The sequence below is a fragment of the Chryseobacterium sp. MP_3.2 genome, from assembly GCF_035984805.1.
In the GTDB taxonomy this organism is placed as follows: domain Bacteria; phylum Bacteroidota; class Bacteroidia; order Flavobacteriales; family Weeksellaceae; genus Kaistella.
In genome coordinates this window covers 18563-37146 of the sequence record NZ_JAXCHW010000014.1, presented here as the reverse complement: position 1 = coordinate 37146, position 18584 = coordinate 18563, and the positions used below count along the sequence as shown (strand labels likewise).

15 protein-coding genes are annotated in these 18584 nt (G+C 36.2%); 3 read left to right on the top strand and 12 right to left on the bottom strand.

Annotation, left to right across the window (positions count from 1 at the left end; all coding sequences use genetic code 11):
• Positions 1-46: 46 nt before the first annotated feature.
• Positions 47-502 (top strand): hemerythrin domain-containing protein, encoded by a 456-nt coding sequence (locus RCH13_RS13315; protein ID WP_326987742.1) that lies wholly within the window; start codon positions 47-49, stop codon positions 500-502.
• A gap of 18 nt (positions 503-520) precedes the next feature.
• Here the strand turns inward: RCH13_RS13315 and RCH13_RS13310 are convergent, their stop codons facing one another.
• Complete coding sequence (locus tag RCH13_RS13310; RefSeq protein WP_326987741.1) at positions 521-1873, bottom strand: DEAD/DEAH box helicase; 1353 nt, start codon at positions 1871-1873, stop codon at positions 521-523.
• Between the two features lie 51 nt (positions 1874-1924).
• Here RCH13_RS13310 and RCH13_RS13305 point away from each other — a divergent pair, with 51 nt between their 5' ends.
• Positions 1925-2566: a hypothetical protein gene (locus tag RCH13_RS13305; RefSeq protein ID WP_326987740.1), complete on the top strand. Its 642-nt coding sequence runs from the start codon at positions 1925-1927 to the stop codon at positions 2564-2566.
• A gap of 34 nt (positions 2567-2600) precedes the next feature.
• Here the strand turns inward: RCH13_RS13305 and guaA are convergent, their stop codons facing one another.
• The 5 genes from guaA to purM form a co-directional block, all read right to left on the bottom strand.
• On the bottom strand, positions 2601-4130 hold the full coding sequence (gene guaA, locus RCH13_RS13300; RefSeq protein WP_326987739.1) for a glutamine-hydrolyzing GMP synthase: 1530 nt from the start codon (positions 4128-4130) through the stop codon (positions 2601-2603).
• Positions 4131-4362: 232 nt separating this feature from the next.
• Positions 4363-5601 (bottom strand): phosphoribosylamine--glycine ligase, encoded by a 1239-nt coding sequence (purD, locus tag RCH13_RS13295; RefSeq protein ID WP_326987738.1) that lies wholly within the window; start codon positions 5599-5601, stop codon positions 4363-4365.
• Between the two features lie 116 nt (positions 5602-5717).
• Entirely contained in the window at positions 5718-7235 is a 1518-nt protein-coding gene (gene purH, locus RCH13_RS13290) for a bifunctional phosphoribosylaminoimidazolecarboxamide formyltransferase/IMP cyclohydrolase (RefSeq protein ID WP_326987737.1), read from the bottom strand.
• Positions 7236-7358: 123 nt separating this feature from the next.
• Positions 7359-7925 carry a phosphoribosylglycinamide formyltransferase gene (gene purN, locus RCH13_RS13285; protein ID WP_326987736.1) on the bottom strand — a complete coding sequence of 189 codons (567 nt, stop codon included), beginning with the start codon at positions 7923-7925 and terminating at the stop codon, positions 7359-7361.
• 72 nt (positions 7926-7997) lie between these two features.
• Entirely contained in the window at positions 7998-8987 is a 990-nt protein-coding gene (purM, locus tag RCH13_RS13280) for a phosphoribosylformylglycinamidine cyclo-ligase (protein ID WP_326987735.1), read from the bottom strand.
• A 314-nt stretch (positions 8988-9301) separates the two neighbouring features.
• Between purM and RCH13_RS13275 the strand changes: the two genes are divergently transcribed.
• Complete coding sequence (locus tag RCH13_RS13275) at positions 9302-10210, top strand: DUF808 family protein (protein ID WP_326987734.1); 909 nt, start codon at positions 9302-9304, stop codon at positions 10208-10210.
• 174 nt (positions 10211-10384) lie between these two features.
• On the opposite strand, the gene RCH13_RS13270 is transcribed toward RCH13_RS13275, so the two are convergent.
• From RCH13_RS13270 to RCH13_RS13245, 6 genes are all read right to left on the bottom strand, one after another.
• On the bottom strand, positions 10385-11101 hold the full coding sequence (locus tag RCH13_RS13270) for a pirin family protein (RefSeq protein ID WP_326987733.1): 717 nt from the start codon (positions 11099-11101) through the stop codon (positions 10385-10387).
• A gap of 142 nt (positions 11102-11243) precedes the next feature.
• Positions 11244-12629, bottom strand: a complete 1386-nt coding sequence (locus RCH13_RS13265; protein WP_326987732.1) for an MFS transporter — start codon at positions 12627-12629, stop codon at positions 11244-11246.
• 53 nt (positions 12630-12682) lie between these two features.
• The gene (locus RCH13_RS13260) at positions 12683-13207 is read right to left on the bottom strand and encodes a nuclear transport factor 2 family protein (RefSeq protein WP_326987731.1); all 525 of its coding nucleotides are present in this window, start codon (positions 13205-13207) and stop codon (positions 12683-12685) included.
• Between the two features lie 67 nt (positions 13208-13274).
• On the bottom strand, positions 13275-15134 hold the full coding sequence (locus RCH13_RS13255) for a glycoside hydrolase family 13 protein (RefSeq protein ID WP_326987730.1): 1860 nt from the start codon (positions 15132-15134) through the stop codon (positions 13275-13277).
• A gap of 232 nt (positions 15135-15366) precedes the next feature.
• The gene (locus RCH13_RS13250) at positions 15367-16350 is read right to left on the bottom strand and encodes a bile acid:sodium symporter (protein ID WP_326987729.1); all 984 of its coding nucleotides are present in this window, start codon (positions 16348-16350) and stop codon (positions 15367-15369) included.
• Positions 16351-16395: 45 nt separating this feature from the next.
• Positions 16396-18543: a glycoside hydrolase family 97 protein gene (locus tag RCH13_RS13245; protein WP_326987728.1), complete on the bottom strand. Its 2148-nt coding sequence runs from the start codon at positions 18541-18543 to the stop codon at positions 16396-16398.
• Positions 18544-18584 lie beyond the last annotated feature (41 nt).

The window sequence follows — 18584 nt, the reverse complement described above, 5'->3', positions numbered from 1 at the left end:
CGGATATTCCTATATTTTTGACTAAATTTAAAAGAAATTAGTTAAAATGAAAAGACATGAAGCTTTAGTTCAATTAAGTCGCGACCATCACTTTGGTTTATTACTCTGTTGGAAATTAAAAGAAGGACTAAAAAAGGACATCGCGCCAGAGAGGATGTCAAAATATATTGGGTTATTTTACCTGCAGAATTTGAAACCCCATTTCGCGGAAGAAGAGGAATCCCTGTTTCCCCTTTTAGGACATAAACATCCTTTGATCGCAGAAGCAATTTCTGAACATCGAACCTTTGAAAAAATGATCGATGAAGGATTTCAGAATAAAGAACAAATTGAGGAATTCCGAAATTTACTGGAAACTCATATCAGGAAAGAAGAACGCCAAATTTTTCCTGCGATAGAAGAACATGCAACTATAGAAGAATTAGAAAATCTTTTGCAAATGGATCATCCAACTCTGAAAGAGCCAGATTATGAAGATCAATTTTGGAAAAATGCTGAGTAGTACCCGATTTTTAAAAAATTACTTCTTTCTTTTAGACTTAGAAATGGCTTTTTGCTGAGCTCTATTTGCACCAATTTTTTTCGGAAGTTTTCTCGCGTGTGGACCACCCCAGTTTTCCTTCTTGTTTTTATCCTTTTTCTCATGAAAAGCTCCACCACCTTCTTCTAGTTTCACGGTGTGCGCATTTTTCATCACCACCTCATCTTTTTCTGAGGCAATTTTAACTGGATTAATTTTGACTTCTTCTGGGAAATCTTGGTACGTAATTGCTTTGTTCATTAAAAGTTCAATATCTAGCAGATTAGCGTCCTCCGTTTTAGCAACAAATGAAACCGCGATTCCATTTTTGTCGGCTCTACCCGTTCTACCTATTCTGTGGATATACTGTTCCTGTACCTCCGGAATTTCAAAATTAATAACGTGCGTAATATCAGAGATATCCAGACCTCTTGCCATAATATCTGTGGTAATCAATCCGCGAACTTCTTTTTTCTCAAAAGTTCTCATTGCATTGAGTCGGTAATTTTGAGATTTATTGGAGTGAATTACATCAAACTCGTCTGGAAAAAGTTCGTCAATTTTAGTGAATAATAAATCTGCGTGCTTCTTATTATTACAGAATATTAAAACTTTAGAAAAATCAGTATCAGTTTTCAGCAAATGTTCCAGTAGATTTATTTTCGTGTTGAAGTTTTCAACTTTATACGCAATCTGCTCAATTTTTTCTAAAGGCGTACCAGATTTCGCTAAGGAAATTTCTATGGGTCCGGCGAAATATTGTTCCAATAAAGAATCTACAGCTTCTGTCATGGTTGCAGAAAAAAGGATGTTCTGTCTTTTCTCCCGCATCATTTCAAAGATGTGTGTTAACTGAGCTTTAAACCCTAAATTTAGCATTTCATCAAACTCATCAATAATCAAACGCTGCACTTCTTTTAAAGAAATGGCGTTATCAATCGACAAATCCATAACACGACCTGGAGTTCCCACTAAAATATCGCAGCCGTCTTTAAACAAAAGTTTTTGGGTATTGATGTTAACACCTCCATAAATCCCGATTACTCTGGCTGTAAGATTTTGCGTTAAATTTTTTAAGATTTCTGCAACCTGCACCACTAATTCTCTTGTGGGGACTAAAACTAAAACCGTGGGATTATTATTTTTGTTGTACTTCCACATTTTTAAAACTGGGAGTAAATAGGCAAGTGTTTTACCGGTACCCGTCTGTGCAATTCCCATCACATCTCGACCAGAAAGAATAGGTCCTAAAGTTTTTTCCTGAATCGGTGTAGGTTCAAATAAGTTTTGATCCGCTAAAACATCAAGAATTTTAACTGATAAATCGAAATCTGCGAAGGTGGTCTTTTCCATTTTGCAAATATAGTTTTTTTGGGTGATAAGATTATTTTGTAATTTGGAGGAATGAAAATATCTGTTTTTATTCTTTTAATTATTGTTATTTCCTGCGAGAAAAAAACAAAATCTGATTCGCTATTGAAAGACAAGAATGATACTTCTGTACAAATAAAGCCAAATGTTTCTAAAAATCTTTTCAGTTCATCTTCTTGGTTCAAACATTATCAGGAGGGAAATCCAGATTTTAAAAGGGAAAAATTTAGCTTGGAAGAAACCGCTCCAATTCAATATCAGGAAACTTCAGTAGTGGTCTTAAATGAAAAAGGTTTTAAGGAGATTTACAAACCGTTCCTCATTTTCAACGAAAGCAAAAGCAAATATATTGACCTAGACAGTTATCATTGGTTCCCCAATTCAGATGGTAACGCCTCATTTGAAGCGGATCAGCAAATCGTTTTGGTCGATTATTTTAAAAAAGAAGCGCAGCAAATTGCTTACTTTGGACCGTCTTACACCATTGAAGATGCTTACTGGAAAGGCGATTCAATTGCTGTTTTACTCGGAAATTCTTATGAAAAAGTTCCATTTATTTTTGAGTACAATTTTCCTGAAAATACTTTCAAATACTTTAAATATTCTGATACCTTACAGTTTACAATTCCCTATTCTGAGGTGAGATTAAAAAATAAAGGGATTAATTTAAATTAATCCCTTTATTTTTTTCAAAAATATTGACAACCTTCTATTCCCATTCAATCGTTGCCGGTGGTTTACTAGAAATATCATAAGCTACTCTATTAATTCCACGAACTTCATTGATAATACGATTAGAAATAGTGTCCAAAAATTCATACGGAAGTCGGCTCCAGGTGGCCGTCATAAAATCAGTTGTATTTGCGGATCGAACTACAGCAGTATATTCATACGTTCGTTCATCACCCATTACGCCAACAGATTTCACGGGTAATAAAACCACGAAGGCTTGAGAAACAGTATCGTACAACTTATTTTTATACAATTCTTCGATGAAAATATCATCTGCCTCTTGTAGAATTCTCACTTTCTCTTCATCAACTGCACCTAAAATTCTAATTCCTAAACCAGGTCCTGGAAAAGGATGACGGTGCACCAAATGGTGTGGAATTCCCAACTCCTCTCCTACTTTTCGGACTTCATCTTTAAAAAGTTCTCGCAAAGGCTCTAATAGTTCTAAATTCATTTCTTCTGGAAGTCCACCCACATTGTGATGAGATTTTATCACAGAGGACGGTCCTTTTACAGACTGACTTTCTATGACATCAGGATAGATGGTTCCTTGTGCTAGAAATTTTACATCTTCGAATTTGTGTGATTCTTCATCGAAGACCGCTACAAATTCATTTCCGATTACTTTTCTTTTCTGTTCGGGATCAGAAACACCCGCTAATTTTGATAAAAATCTGTCGGAGGCATCAACCATATCAATTTTTAAGTTGAAATGTTCGCCATAGTTCTCCATCACTTTTTTACCTTCATTCTTTCTCAAAAGTCCCGTATCCACAAAAATACATTGCAGCTGATCTCCAATTGCTTTGTGAATTAAGACTGCCGCTACAGAGGAATCTACGCCGCCCGAGAGTCCTAAAATCACCTTTTGTTTCCCAACTCTTTCTTTTATTTCCGCAACTGTGGTTTCAATATAATTAGTCAATTTCCAATTCTTCGGAGATTTACATACATTGAAAACAAAATTCTCAATCATTCTAGCGCCTTCTTCTGTATGAGAAACTTCTGGATGAAACTGCACGCAATATATTTTTTTTGTCTCATTGGAAATCGCAGAAATTACATCCGTGGTTCCATTGACAGAAAAACCTTCCGGAACGGTCTCCACCTCATCGAAATGGCTCATCCAAACGGTAGAAAAACGGCTAACTCCAGATAGTAACGCGTTTGATTTCTGAATCTGAAGTTTTGCTTTTCCATACTCGCCTTTTTCTCCCTTCTTTACTTTTCCACCTAAAAGATGCGTCGTAAGTTGCATTCCATAACAAATTCCGAGAACCGGAATTTTTTGTTCAAATAATTTTTTATCAACTAAATGTGCATTTTCTGCATTCACAGAACTTGGTCCGCCGGAAAGGATTATTCCGGACGGTTGCCGCTCCAAAATTACTTCCAATGGCGTATTAAATGGTAAAACTTCGGAGTAGACTCCGAGTTCCCGGATTCTTCTTCCAATAAGCTGATTGTATTGTGATCCAAAGTCGAGGATGATGATTCCGTTTTGCATATGTTGGTGTTGGATGTTAAATGTTGGGTGATGGATGATGGATGATGGATGATGGATGATTAAATAGAACAGTTTTTAAATTTGGCACTTACTTTTAGCCCTGATCGCAGTGGAAATCCCGGAAAGAGGCGCGAGCAAAGCGAGCGCCGATTGAGGAATTGTAAAGAAGAGCAGGTTCCCGGCTCCAAATAAAATATAAAAAAAGGACGTGAAAATTCACGCCCAATTATTTTTAAAATTTACCAATGTCGTCTCTGTAATATTGATAGTCGTATTTAATTGAAAGTGCATCTTCATAGACTTTTTTACGCGCTTCCTCCATTGATTTTCCGGTGGCAACCACACTTAAAACTCTGCCGCCAGATGTTAAAATTTTATCTCCAGATCTTCTTGCTCCGGCAAATAAAACCTGACTGTGTTTCACTTTTTCAAGATTCTTGATTTCAAAACCTGTTTCAAAGTTTCTTGGATATCCACCAGAACACAGAACTAAGCACACTGCTTTTTCATCTTTGAATTGAAGATTGACCTCACGTCCTTCTAAACAATCCATGATGACATCATACAAATGATTTTCCATTAAAGGCAAAATCACCTGCGTTTCTGGATCACCAAGTCGCATATTGTATTCCAAAAGGTAAGTTCCGTTTGCAGTAACCATTAAACCAAAGAAAATAAACCCTTTGAACTTAATATTTTGAGAGTGAAGTCCTGCTAAAGTCGGTGCTAAAATATTGTTTTCAAAATCCACCATATGTTCTGCGGTGAACTCTGGACTTGGTGCAACCGCTCCCATTCCACCAGTATTTGGACCTTTGTCTCCACTCCCGGCTTTTTTATAATCTTTTACAGGAATACATGGAAATAATTTTTCACCATTAGAAAAAGCGATAATTGAAGCTTCAAATCCTCTTAAATATTCTTCTACCACGATCTGAATTCCCGCATCACCGTAAATTCTCTCAATCATGAATTTATGAATCGTAGATTCTGCTTCCGTCAGACTGTCTGCAATCACTACTCCTTTTCCACCCGCAAGTCCACTAGCTTTAATAACAAGGGGAAATTTTTGCTGGCGTACATAATCGATGGCTTCTTGATAGGCATCAAAAACTAATGCTCGTGCCGTTTTAATATTGTGCGTCTGCATGAATTTTTTAGAAAAAGCTTTGCTGCCTTCTAATTCGGCAGTTCTTTTTCTTGGCCCAAAAATCTTAAGGTTATGCGCTTTAAATTCGTCTACAATTCCTTCTACCAAAGGTGCTTCGGGACCTACGATGGTTAAATCTATCCTTTCTTTGATGGCGAAATCTCTTAAGCCGCTTACGCTTTCTTCAAAAACGTTTTGACCTAATTCATAAGTAGTTGCATTACCTTTTGCGAAATACATTTTGGTAATTCTGCTGTCATTTTTAAATTTTGCAGCGATTGCAGATTCGCGGGCGCCATTTCCGACGATTAATATTTTCATTTGCTATTTATTTATTTTCAATTCTACAAAAATACTCATTTGAAAGTGGATTTCAAATTTAGAAGTAGAAATTTTTCTTGTTCAAAATTCTTGTGCCTATTATTAAAGGCGTTTTATCAATGTAGAAAATGTCTGATGCCCGTAAACATCATAGGAATTCCATGATCGTTTGCAGCTTCAATACTTTCTTCGTCCCGCATACTTCCGCCAGGTTGAATGATGGCTTTGATCCCTTCTTTTGCACAAAAATCGACTACATCACGGAATGGGAAAAAGGCATCTGAAGCCAAAACCAAATCACCTTGGAATTTTTCCTTGGCTCTTTCTACAGCGTGCTGTGTTGCCCAAATCCTGTTGACCTGTCCGCCGCCAATTCCCACGGCTTGAAAACCATTTGAAACTACGATGGCGTTTGATTTCACATACTTTACGACTCTTTGTGCAAATAAAAGCGCTTTTTCTTGCTCCTCAGTTGGTTTAAAAACAGTTACTGTTTCTATAGCATCTGAAAATTTGGTATCATTATCCTGAACTAAAATTCCGCCATCAGTTTTCACCCAGGTTTGCTGATCCGAAACTGGATTATTAATTTTTATAATTCGTAAATTTTTCTTTTTTCTTAGGATTTCCAAAGCTTCTTCCGAAAAATCTGGAGCCATCACGATTTCCAGAAAAGTATTATTCAGCTCTTCTGCGGTAGGTGCATCGACTGTGAAATTCATGCCGATAATTCCGCCGAAGATTGAAACCGGATCACATTCGAAGGTTTTTTTGTACGTTTCTAAAGCTGAATTTCCTACTGCAACTCCACAAGGCGTAGAATGTTTTACGGCACAACATGCCATTTCTTCTTTAAATTCATTCACCACCTTCCAACATAAATCCATATCTCGCAGATTATTGAAGGATAATTCTTTTCCCCCTAAAATCTCAAAATCTTTCATCGCACCGTTTTCTGTGGTAGAAACATAATACGCTGCAGTCTGATGTGGATTTTCACCATACCGTAAATCTGAAAACTTTTTATAAGAAGCGTTTAAATACTGTGGGTAATCTTCGTCTAAAAGCATTTTTGAAATAGCGGCGTCATAAGCTGAAGTGAGATTGAATACTTTTCCTGCGAGTTCCTTACGCGTTTCTAAAGTCGTATCCCCTATTTCCAAAATTTCGTTTTGAACCATTTGATAGTCTTCAACGTTTGTGATGACTGCTACTGACTGATAATTTTTGGCACCAGACCTCAACATCGATGGCCCTCCAATATCGATAAACTCTACTTTATCTTCTAAACTTTTATCGGAATTGGCATGCTCAAAGAAAGGATACAAATTGACAATAACCATGTCAATGAGTTCAATTTTATGTTCTTTTACCGTGGTCATATGTGCTTCATTGGAGCGAACTGCAAGCAAACCGCCATGAACTTTCGGGTGCAAAGTTTTTACCCGACCATCTAACATTTCGGGGAAATTGGTCACATCATCAATTTGAATTGGATTTAAACCTGCCTCTTTTAAATGTTTGAATGTTCCACCGGTTGAAATCAGGTCATAATTTTTTTCTTCTAAAAACTTTGCAAAATCGATGAGTCCGGTTTTGTCCGAAACCGAGATAAGTGCTCTTTTCTTTGACATATTTTTTATTTTTTCAAAAGGTTTTACCCTTTGCTGTTTTATTCCCTTCATTCAAAGGGTTTCACTCTTCATTCAAAGGGTTACACCCTTTGCTGCTGATATCGCCATTTCATGGCTTGATTGCTAGATTTTTTTTAAAATCAAGTTAATTGCTTTTGGCAAAATTTCAAATTCAATTTCGTGAATTTTTTGGGCTAAAGATTCTACAGTTTCATTTTCAGAAATTGAAAAAGATTTTTGAAGGAAAATTTCACCTTCATCAATTCCAGGCGTTACATAATGAACAGTGGCGCCACTTTCTTTTTCCTCAGCTGCTAAAACTGCTTCATGAACATGATGTCCCCACATTCCTTTTCCGCCAAATTTTGGCAATAATGCGGGATGAATATTGATGATTTTCCCTTTGAAAGTTTCGCAGAATTCTTTAGATAATATCGAGAGAAATCCAGCTAGTACGATCAAATCTGTCTTCTCTGGAAGAAGTTGCTTTAACGCTGTAGAAAAAGTTTTTCCTCTTGGAATTAAGTGATTTTCAATATTATGGTTTTTCGCGCGGTCCAATCCAAAACATTGCCGATCTGCCACGACCAGAGAAACTTGAGCATTTGAAATTTCGCCATTTTCAATACAATCTATAATTCTCTGCAAGTTCGTTCCGCCTCCGGAAACTAAAACAATAATATTTTTCATTTTGAGTTTCAAAATTTAAGATTCATGATTTCAGCAATTTGAAATCATGTTTCTAAACCTAAAATATTTTTTCTAATTCAAAATAATTTTTTCAGATCCCTCTGTGATTTCTCCAATGATATAGGCATCATCCAAAAGATCCAAGACTTTTTCTGCATGTTTATCATCTGCAATCACTACCATTCCTACTCCCATATTAAACGTTCCATACATTTCTAAACGGTCTATATTTCCACGTTTTTCTAATTCTAACATGATTGATGGAATTTTAATTTTTGACGTATCAATGGTTGCACATAGATTTTCAGGAATGATGCGGGGAATATTTTCAATAATTCCGCCACCTGTAATATGTGCAATTCCACAAACTTTCACTTCTTCTAAAATTTTATGAATGGGCGTGTAATATAATTTAGTAGGGACGAGTAAAGTTTCAAACAAAGGTTTTCCTTCAAATTCTTCATTGAAATCTGGAAAAATCTTTCTCACCAAAGAAAATCCATTGGAATGAAATCCAGAACTTGGCAAGGCGATTATTTTACAGCCTTTCTTTATTTTAGATCCATCTATAATTTCGTCTTTTTCTACAATCCCGACGCAAAATCCCGCCACATCATAATCTCCTGGTTTGTACATTCCGGGCATTTCTGCCGTCTCACCCCCAATCAAAGCACATTGATTTTCTTTGCAAGCTTTTACCATTCCCATCACAATTTCTGCGGCAATGTCTGCATCCAGTTTTCCACATGCTAAATAGTCTAGAAAAAATAAAGGTTTCGCGCCGTGACATAAAATATCATTGGCACACATGGCGAAACAATCAATTCCGATGGAATCGTATCTTTTAGAATCCAAAGCTACTTTCAGCTTGGTTCCTACTCCATCTGTTCCACTAACCAGAACGGGATTTTTATAACCGGCGATTTCATAGAAGGCGCCGAAACTTCCTAAATTATTCAAGACGTTTTTATTGTGCGTTTCTGCGACAGCGGTTTTAATTTTATCTACAGTTCTGTAACCTTCTTCTTTATCTACACCGGCGGATTTATAGGTATTGCTCATTTTTAGTTTTTAACAGATCTTAGGACTTTATTTAAAAAACAAAAAGCCGACAATCATTTTGACCGTCGGCTTTTTTCTTTATTTATTAGCGTCGTTTACATTTCCCAATTCTTGGAATTCTTTGGATGGTGAATGTAATTGATGAAGCTTCAATTGTAAAAATTTTGTTCTGCGAAAATAGCAATTTTAATTTGATCTGGAAATCTTACAGCCGTATTTTTTATTTAGAAAAAAACTTCCACAATCTTTTTCTTTGAAAATAAATGAGAAATGATTTGCGATAATTCTTTATTTTTGCCACTTAATTGAATAATATGGCCTCAGGATTTTTTGCAATTTTAGATGATATCGCAGCTTTGATGGATGATGTAGCAGTTACTGCAAAATTAGCTACTCAAAAAACTGCGGGGATATTAGGAGATGACCTCGCAGTAAATGCGGAAAAGGCTACCGGTTTTCTGGAATCACGGGAGATTCCTGTTTTGATGAAGATCATGAAAGGCTCTTTCATCAATAAACTCATCATCGTACCTGTTGTGTTTCTACTGCAGTGGCTTTATGAGCCTGCAATTAATATCATTTTGATATTCGGAGGATTTTATCTGGCTTACGAAGGTGTTGAAAAAATAATCGAATTTTTATTTCACCGACGTAAAAAAGGGTATGAAGTTATAGAAGAATCAATTAAAACAGCAGAGGAAGGTGCAGACCTTGAAAAATCAAAAATTAAGTCGGCCGTCACTACAGATTTTATCTTATCCCTAGAAATTGTAATTATTGCGTTAGCTTCTGCGAAAGCAGGTTACGAAGCTTTAAAATCACAATTTGATCCTTTACTTGTGGAAATTGTGACTGTTTCTATTGTTGCAATTATTGCGACCGTTGGAGTGTACGGAATTGTTGCTTTAATTGTGAGAATGGATGATGCAGGTTATAAACTGATAAAAAGATCAAAGTCAGAAAGCGGTTTTTTGGTGTCGGTTGGTAATTTCTTGGTGAATGCCTTACCTTGGGTAATTAAAGGTTTAGCAGTAGTAGGAACTATCGCTTTAATTTTAGTTGCTGGTGGAATATTTGTGCATAATATTGAATGGATTCATCATCATTTTCTTCCGAACCTTAATTCAACCTTAAGAGAAGCCTTAGCGGGTATTATTGGAGGTTTGATTGCCATTCCTGTCTTTATGTTGGGAACTAAGGCATTTTCACTTGTCAAAAAATAAAAAAGCGAGTAGATTATTGAATCCACTCGCTTTTTTTGGTAAATATGTGAAAATAAATTTTCGGAAAAGGAATAATTTCCAGAATTTAGACTCAATTTTAAAACGCTAATAGTATTATTTTGAGTGCTTCCTAAAATACTAGAAGTTTCACATCTTGGATTTAAATAAAGAGCTTTACGGATGTTCCATTGGAACTTCAAGGAGTAAAATTTCGGCATCTTCTAATGCTTCAAGGGTAAATGAATTTGTTTCCCAAATTCCAAAACCATCTCTGGTGTTTAAAACTTGATCTCCAATCTGAGCGGAACCTTTTAATATAAAGACGTAAACACCGTTTCCATTTTGGTGGAATTGATATTCTTTTGCATTTCCTTTTTCAAATTTTGCCAAATTGAACCACGCATCTTGATGAATCCAAACGCCATCGTCATCTTTATTTGGAGATAAAATCTGCTGGAAATCATTAAATTTCTCATTCTCATTGAGGCTAATCTGATCGTATCGCGGTGTAACATTCAACTTATTGGGAATGACCCAAATCTGCAAAAATTTTACAACTTCGTCTTTATTTCTATTGTATTCGCTGTGCTGAACACCTGTTCCAGCACTCATTACTTGGATTTCCCCTTTTCTGATTACTGCAGTGGTTCCCAAAGAGTCTTTGTGCTCCAAATCTCCTTCCAGTGGAATAGAAATAATCTCCATATCGCGGTGTGGATGTTTGCCAAAACCCATTCCGGAAGCTACCTGATCGTCATTTAAAACTCTTAAAACCCCGAAATTCATTCTTTCAGAATTGTGATAATTTGCGAAACTGAATGTGTGATGAGATTTCAACCAACCGTGGTCTGCAAAACCGCGGGAATCTGATTTGTGATAAACTGTTTTCATATCTTTTTTATTTATTTTTATAAACAAAAATACCATCTAAAACATGGAAGAACATTGACTTAAGATAAGATTTCAAATGGGTTTATCAATCAATAATAAAAAATCCGCCAAAAAGACGGATTCCATTTTCTAAAAAAAATTATTAGAAATGTATTTGTTTAATATCTGCCTCTAATTCCGCAGAAGAATCACCTTTATCATTCTTTATTAAAAACATCGTAATCGCTGAAGCGATTAGCATGCAAATTCCGCCCACGACAACATAATCAATGGCCATATTGCCGAAGAGGTTTTTCACAATTGGACCACCAAAAATACCATTTACAATTTGTGGCATTACAATAAAGAAATTGAAAATTCCCATGTAAACGCCCATTTTTCTTTGCGGTATCGCGTCGATGAGCATCGCATAAGGCATCGCCAAAATACTTGCCCAGGCAAATCCTAAACCGACCATCGATATCCAAAGCATGTCAATATCTTTAATAAAAAACATAGAAATTAATCCTAAACCTCCGGAAAATAAAGCCAAAGCGTGAGTCTGCTTTTTACCAATCGCCTTCGCAATTGGAGTTAAGGCAAACGCAAAAGGAATAGCAAATAAATTATACAGTCCAAATAAATATCCTGTTAAATCTCCAGCTTCATTAAATTTTAAAGATTTCGTATCCTCCGGAGAAAGTCCGAAATGATGCGTTGCTAAAGCACTTGTTGTAAAAACCCACATGGTGAATAATGAAAACCAGGAGAAAAACTGCACGATTCCTAGTTTCTTCATCAGTGCTGGAATCTTTGCAAAATCCTTGAACATATCCGATAACTTGGAAGGCTCTGGTACCACATCTGTAGCGACTTCGAACTCTGCAAATTCTTTTGGAGAATATTCTCTGGTCGTCACAATGGTATAAACAATGGATAGCACCAAAACTGCGGCACCAACATAAAAAGCATAAATTACATTGTCTGCAACATAACCTTCTGGCGCAACATTAGACACTCCTAATTTGGTCAGCCAACTCGGCATGTTTGAGCCTATAACTGCTCCAATACCAATCAAAATCGTTTGAACAGAAAATCCAATTGTGGCTTGTTTTTTCGGCAACATATCACCGACCAAAGCTCGGAAAGGTTCCATGGCAACATTGATGGAAGCATCCATCATCGCTAAGAAAATTACGGCCAATAATAAAACGTTCGCAGCAATTAAGTGCGTGATGGAAGCCGCGTTTGGTAATAAAACTAATCCAATTGCACAAAGAACTGCTCCAATTAAAAAGTACGGTTTTCTACGACCAAGCGGACTCCAGGTATTATCGCCCATATGTCCGATAATCGGCTGCACAATTAATCCCGTGATAGGGGCAACCAACCAAAACCAAGATAATTCGTGGACATCTGCACCTAAATTTTGTAAGATTCTACTTGCGTTTCCATTCTGTAGTCCAAAGGCCATTTGAATTCCGAGGAAACCCATACTCATATTGATAATTTGAGCGATGGAAAGGTTTGGTTTTATTTTTTGTGCCATATTTTTGAGTGGTGGTTGTTAGATGTTGGAAGATGGATGTTAAATATAAAATTTTATTTACTTTTTAGTTCAGAAAGTTGCGAATCTTCAATAGGGCTTTTAATTTTAATAACTTCGTTACTTACGTCGTTTGGAATGGTCATGGAAAGAACGTATTGTTTAATTTTCCATTGATTTCCGATTTTTTCCAGAACGCCACTTCCGCGGCATAATTTCATTTGAGTATCGAGTAATTCATCAAACCAGGCGTACTTTCCATTGGTGCTGAAAGAAATATTTCTTTTCAGAGAAGTGAAACTCCAGGCTTTTCCCTTATCGAAGTGCGGCTTAGAATAATCCATAAATTCTTTTTTATCCCAGACTTCATTGGCATCAGTTCCAATAAAGGTCGATTCTGCCGCATAAAGATCAAAGTAATTCTTAAAATCAGCAGCTGCGGCATAAGCGTTTAAATCATTTAAAACTTTGCTTACATTTTTTTTCTGAGCATTCTCATAAAATCCTTTTTTCTGGGAGAAAAGAGAATTGGAAAAAATTAGGAGAAATGCGATTACTGAAAATGCAATATTTATTTTCATACTATTAAATTTAATAAAATGCTTCGACAAGCTCAGCATGACATACCTAGAAACAATTGCTCTATTATTAATGAAGTTCTAAAATTAGTGAAGATTTTCCTGAAACAGTCATTTTATTTTGCGATGAAACAGAAATTTCTTTACCAGAAATAATATCTTTTCCTGTGGTAACACCATTTAAAGATTCCGCGAAACGATTCAAATCAAAAGCCTGGTCTTTTTCATTGTTGTTGATGATGACCATTACATTCTCCTTTTCATTAAATCTAAAGTAAACATAAACTTTTTCTTTCGGCATGTAATGTTTGGTTTTTCCAGTATGAATCACCCCTTTTCCTTTTCTCCAATTCAATAGTTTCTGAGTATAATCATGAAATTCCTTTTGTTCTAAAGTTTGTGTTTTAGGATTGAAAGCATTTTGAGCATCACCTTTCCAGCCGCCGGGAAAATCTCGTCGAATATCGGCATCACCGCTTTTATCTTTATTCCCTTTCATACCGATTTCGGAACCGTAATAAATTTGCGGAATCCCACGAACGGTTGCAATTAAAGTCATTGCCATTTTGTAATAGCGAATATCACCATTAAAAATTTCGTTGAACCTTTGCGTATCATGATTTTCAAAGAAAACCAGAATTTTATTGATATCAGGATATAAAAAATCATTGCCAAAAGCATTGTAAATCTTGATCATTCCCTGATCCCAACTGTCTTCCTCTTTCAAAGCATTGGGTAAATCTGTGAACAAGGTGAAATCCATGACAGACGGAAGATTAGAGTTGTAATTATCGATCTCTGCAACCTTCGAATTTTTTTGCCAATAAGAAACATGTGCTGGATTATAAATCCAAGCTTCACCCACAATATTGAATTTTGGATATTCATCAGTAATTGATCTTACCCATTTTGCCATGGCAACTTTATCATTGTACGGATAAGTATCAACGCGCAACCCACCGAGTTCCGCATATTCGATCCACCAAATTGCGTTCTGCGTCAAATATTTTAAAACCAAAGGATTACTTTGATTAAGATCGGGCATCGTCGTATCAAACCAACCATTTAAAGCTTCTTTTTTATCGATGTCAGATACATTGGTATCAAATTGAGAAGTAATTCTGTAGTTTGATCTTTTAAAGCCGTATTTTCCATCACCTTCTTTAAATTGATGAATCCAATCTTGGGTCGGTAAATCCTGAATCATCCAATGAGAAATTCCCCAGTGATTGGTCACATAATCTTGAATCAGCATCATTCCCCGTTTTTGTAGATCGCGGGAAAGTTCTAAATATTCTTCATTGGTTCCGTAACGACCATCGATTTTGTATAAATCGGTTTGGGCATAACCATGGTAAGAAGTTTTCTGTTCATTGTCTTCATTTGCTGGCGTTAACCAAAGCGCAGTAACTCCTAAATCCTGTAAATAATCTAAATTGTTAATGATGCCGCGCAAATCGCCACCATGTCTTCCACTGGGTAAATTGCGGTTTGATTTTTCAATAAGATTGGATTGAGAATCATTGGATACATTGCCATTTGCAAAACGATCCGGCATTATTAAATACATCACATCTTTCGAAGAAAAAGAATTTCTGTCTGCAGAACCTGGATTTCTATTTTTGAGGTCGTAAGTGTAAGAATCAAGTGTTTTCTTTCCGTTTTTTAAATTGATTTTAAAGGAAGATTTCTCAACCTCATCGGTATTTAAGGTAATGAAAACGTAATTGGGATTCTCAGTTTTGGTCAAATCCTTTATTTTGATATTGTCGGAAAGTTCAACTTGGTATTTTGAAATATCTTTTCCATAAACCAAGATTTGAAGGTTAGGATTTTTCATTCCTTTCCACCAAAAAGCGGGTTCTACTTTTTGAATTTGCGCGAAAGAAAAGGCAGAAATCAGGACGAAAATGAGGGTTATATTTTTCATAATTAAATTTTTCAAAAGGCGCGAGCGAAGCGAGCGTTATTTCCTTGTTTTTTTTTACTATTGTTTAAACACTTACAAATTGAAACTTTCATTTACCTCCTTCAAATCTTTATCTCAATCATTTAGCCCCGATTGCAGCGGCATCTTTTTGTGATGAGGAACGAAGAGCAAAAAATACAGCGGAAAGCGGGATTAAGCTCCAAAAAAAAATTCATTTTTAATCATTATTTATTCAAGCGGTCTTTGCCAATCTGTTCGCTAACCAACTCACGTAAAAAAGTTGAAAGCTATGATAAATCATCACTGGTAATAAAAAAAAGACTTTCTGCTCTTCTGGAATTCCCAAAATCATGACGAATAAACTCCCATGAACCAACGATTTTTTCGACCCACAAAACTGGGCTGTAATTTTATCTTCTCTGGAAAAATTCAACTTTGAGGTAATGAAGTCTAAGATATTAAAAATGACAAAAAACAAAACCAAAACACTGATGATCAATATTAAAAATACTTCAGTTGCCACGGAAGAGAAAACTCTTTCCAAAAAAGCTTCGGAAAAACTTTCATAAACAATAAGCAGGATTATTAATTTATCAAACTGCGCAATGGCATTTCGGTACTTTTCTACAAAATGCTTTAAAAGTGGATTAAGCAATAAACCCAAAATAATAGGCAACAAAACTTTCAGCAGTAGTTGGTAAAAAATTTCACCCAACTGCCCTTCTGCGGCTCCATTTGCATTAAGGAATAATCCCATGAGCAAAGGAGTCATTGCAATACCGATCAATCCTGAAACTGAAGCATTAAAAATCGCGGAGGTCACATTTCCTTTCGCAATAGACACCATGACCACCGAAGAGGAAACGGTAGAAGGTAAACTCGCCAGAAAATAAATAGAAAGCCAGAGACTGTAATACGTTGTATCCTTCGAAATTCCATAAAAAAGAAAAACTAAAAGAGGAAAAAGTATAAAAGTTGCGGCTTGTACTAATAAATGCAACCGCCAATTGGTGATGTCCTTTTTTACTTCCTTAATATTCAGCTTTAAGCCATACAAAAGAAAAATCCCTGCAATTCCCCAATTGATAAAGGCGTTTAAATCAAAGACCTTTTGATATGATTCTTGATAGGGAATTATTTTACCCAAAACAACCATCAAAACCAGCAGCAATAAAAAAATATTCTGCTGGTTAAAGATCTTTAATTGATTATACATTCAAGTCTTTTATACGCTCTTCTACATTTTCGTTCACAAACTGCACTATTTGATAGAAATCGCGTAACCACCACTTCTTGCCATCTTCATTGGAAGTTTAGATTTGTTGGTCACCGTTTTCTTGTAAATTTTATAAGATTGTGGATTGTTGATGTAATCGGCATCGTCACCATCTGCATAAACGGTCGCTTCGTATTTTTTACCTTTTGGAAGGAAAGAAAAATCAACGGTAAAGTTTCGGGCGTTTTCATCGGTGATTCCACCAACGTACCATTCGTCTTTTCCTTTTGCTTTTCTAGCAGTATGAATATAATCTCCTGGCTCTGCAGATAAAATTTTGGTATCATCCCAATCTACTGCCACATCTTTGATGAACTGAAAAGCATCCATGTGTTTGGCATAATTTTCTGGTAAATCTGCGGCCATTTGAAGCGGAGAATACATCACCACATACAACGCCATTTGCTTGACCAAAGTGGTTTTCACAAATCTGGTGTCTCCTGGAAAATAATAATCGAGCTTCGTTTGGAAAATTCCTGGCGTGTAATCCATTGGTCCACCCATAAAACGGGTAAACGGCAAAATGGTTTGGTGATCTGGATTATTTCCTCCAAAAGCTTCGAACTCGGTTCCACGTGCTGCTTCTGCGGCAACCCAGTTTGGATATGTTCGAGATAACCCAGAGGGACGAACGGATTCGTGAGAGTTCACCATGATTTTGTAATCATTGGCTTTCTCTGCAATTCTTAAATAATGGTTCACGGTCCATTGCGAATAATGATGTTCCCCACGTGGAATAATATTTCCAACATAACCTGTTTTCACAGAGGGATAATTGTATTTATTCATCAGCTTAAAAGCTTCATCTGCCCATCTTTCGTAGTTCGTTGCGGATCCTGAAGTTTCATGATGCATCATTAATTTCATGTTTTTTGAATGCGCATAATCGTTCAACATTTTAATGTCGAAATCAGGATATGGCGTGATGAAATCGAAAACGAATTCTTTGCTGTGACCGAACCAATCTTCCCAACCAGTGTTCCAACCTTCGATGAGTAAAGCGTCGAAACCATTTGCTGATGCAAAGTCGATGTATTCTTTGACTTTGGTATTGTTTGCGGCATGTTTTCCGTTCGGCGTTAACTTGGTAAAATCTGTTTTTCCGATATGCACATTGTTCGCCGTAGAATAAGCCCACTGCGATTTTCCGATAATCATTTCCCACCATACACCCATGTATTTCGTAGGTTTGATGTAAGAAGTATCTTTATATTGAGTCGGCTCATTTAGATTAAAAAGCATTTTGGAAGCCATTACTTCTTCCGCTTTTGGAGAGGCGATAATGGTTCGCCACGGAGAAACAGCGGGCGTTTGTATATATCCTTTCGCACCTTGTGCATCTGGAGTTAAATGCGTTTTAAATTTGAAATTAATGGCGTCAAGTTCTAAATTTGAAGCTGGATAATTAATCACCGCTGCTTCAGCGATATTCACGTACAATTGATCTTTTCCTTCTTTCTTTAGCATTAATGGCGTTTGAACCGCATTTTTTATTAAAGTTTGAGAGGCGTTACCATCATAAGAAGTTGGCCATTTTGCTGGAACTTCTGATAATTTTGAAGTTTGGGTTTGATATTCCTGAGAATCGTAATCGCCAGCAAGCCACCAAGCTTTCATATCGCTAGGCAAATCAATTTCGGTATCTTCTTCTTTAATGATGAAATAATTCAGATTTTTCTGCATAGGGAATTCGTATCTGAAACCTAAACCATCATCGAACAAACGAAATTTGACAATAATATGTCGGTCGTTTGCTGCTTGATTTAAAGTAACTGCCAATTCATTGTAGTGATTCAAATACGATTTCTTCTCACCCATAATCGGATCCCAAGTTTCATTTTTGGAATCGTATTTTTCGGCTGTTTTGGTGAAGCCGTTATCTAAATCTTTCCCTTTGCCCGCTAAAGTTTCTATTTCTGAAGCAAATTTAATATCACCATCTTTCAGCAATCTTAATCCTAATTTAGAATCATCAACTACCGTTTTACCTTGATATTTAAGGTCATAATATGGCACTCCGGCTTTTAACTGGAAATTCATTTCGAATTTTCCATTGGGAGATTTCAGTGATTGTGCGTTTAGAGTAAGGTTGCCCACTAAGAAACTTAATGCAGCTATTGTAAGTATTTTCATAGTCTAAAAAATATATTCCTTAAAAATAAAAAAACTGTTGC

Excerpts from the sequence above, each read along its gene's own strand:
- RCH13_RS13315 (WP_326987742.1), top strand. The coding sequence starts at position 47 with ATGAAAAGACATGAAGCTTTAGTTCAATTAAGTCGCGACCATCACTTT.
- RCH13_RS13310 (WP_326987741.1), bottom strand. The coding sequence starts at position 1,873 with ATGGAAAAGACCACCTTCGCAGATTTCGATTTATCAGTTAAAATTCTT.
- RCH13_RS13305 (WP_326987740.1), top strand. The coding sequence starts at position 1,925 with ATGAAAATATCTGTTTTTATTCTTTTAATTATTGTTATTTCCTGCGAG.
- guaA (WP_326987739.1), bottom strand. The coding sequence starts at position 4,130 with ATGCAAAACGGAATCATCATCCTCGACTTTGGATCACAATACAATCAG.
- purD (WP_326987738.1), bottom strand. The coding sequence starts at position 5,601 with ATGAAAATATTAATCGTCGGAAATGGCGCCCGCGAATCTGCAATCGCT.
- purH (WP_326987737.1), bottom strand. The coding sequence starts at position 7,235 with ATGTCAAAGAAAAGAGCACTTATCTCGGTTTCGGACAAAACCGGACTC.
- purN (WP_326987736.1), bottom strand. The coding sequence starts at position 7,925 with ATGAAAAATATTATTGTTTTAGTTTCCGGAGGCGGAACGAACTTGCAG.
- purM (WP_326987735.1), bottom strand. The coding sequence starts at position 8,987 with ATGAGCAATACCTATAAATCCGCCGGTGTAGATAAAGAAGAAGGTTAC.
- RCH13_RS13275 (WP_326987734.1), top strand. The coding sequence starts at position 9,302 with ATGGCCTCAGGATTTTTTGCAATTTTAGATGATATCGCAGCTTTGATG.
- RCH13_RS13270 (WP_326987733.1), bottom strand. The coding sequence starts at position 11,101 with ATGAAAACAGTTTATCACAAATCAGATTCCCGCGGTTTTGCAGACCAC.
- RCH13_RS13265 (WP_326987732.1), bottom strand. The coding sequence starts at position 12,629 with ATGGCACAAAAAATAAAACCAAACCTTTCCATCGCTCAAATTATCAAT.
- RCH13_RS13260 (WP_326987731.1), bottom strand. The coding sequence starts at position 13,207 with ATGAAAATAAATATTGCATTTTCAGTAATCGCATTTCTCCTAATTTTT.
- RCH13_RS13255 (WP_326987730.1), bottom strand. The coding sequence starts at position 15,134 with ATGAAAAATATAACCCTCATTTTCGTCCTGATTTCTGCCTTTTCTTTC.
- RCH13_RS13250 (WP_326987729.1), bottom strand. The coding sequence starts at position 16,350 with ATGTATAATCAATTAAAGATCTTTAACCAGCAGAATATTTTTTTATTG.
- RCH13_RS13245 (WP_326987728.1), bottom strand. The coding sequence starts at position 18,543 with ATGAAAATACTTACAATAGCTGCATTAAGTTTCTTAGTGGGCAACCTT.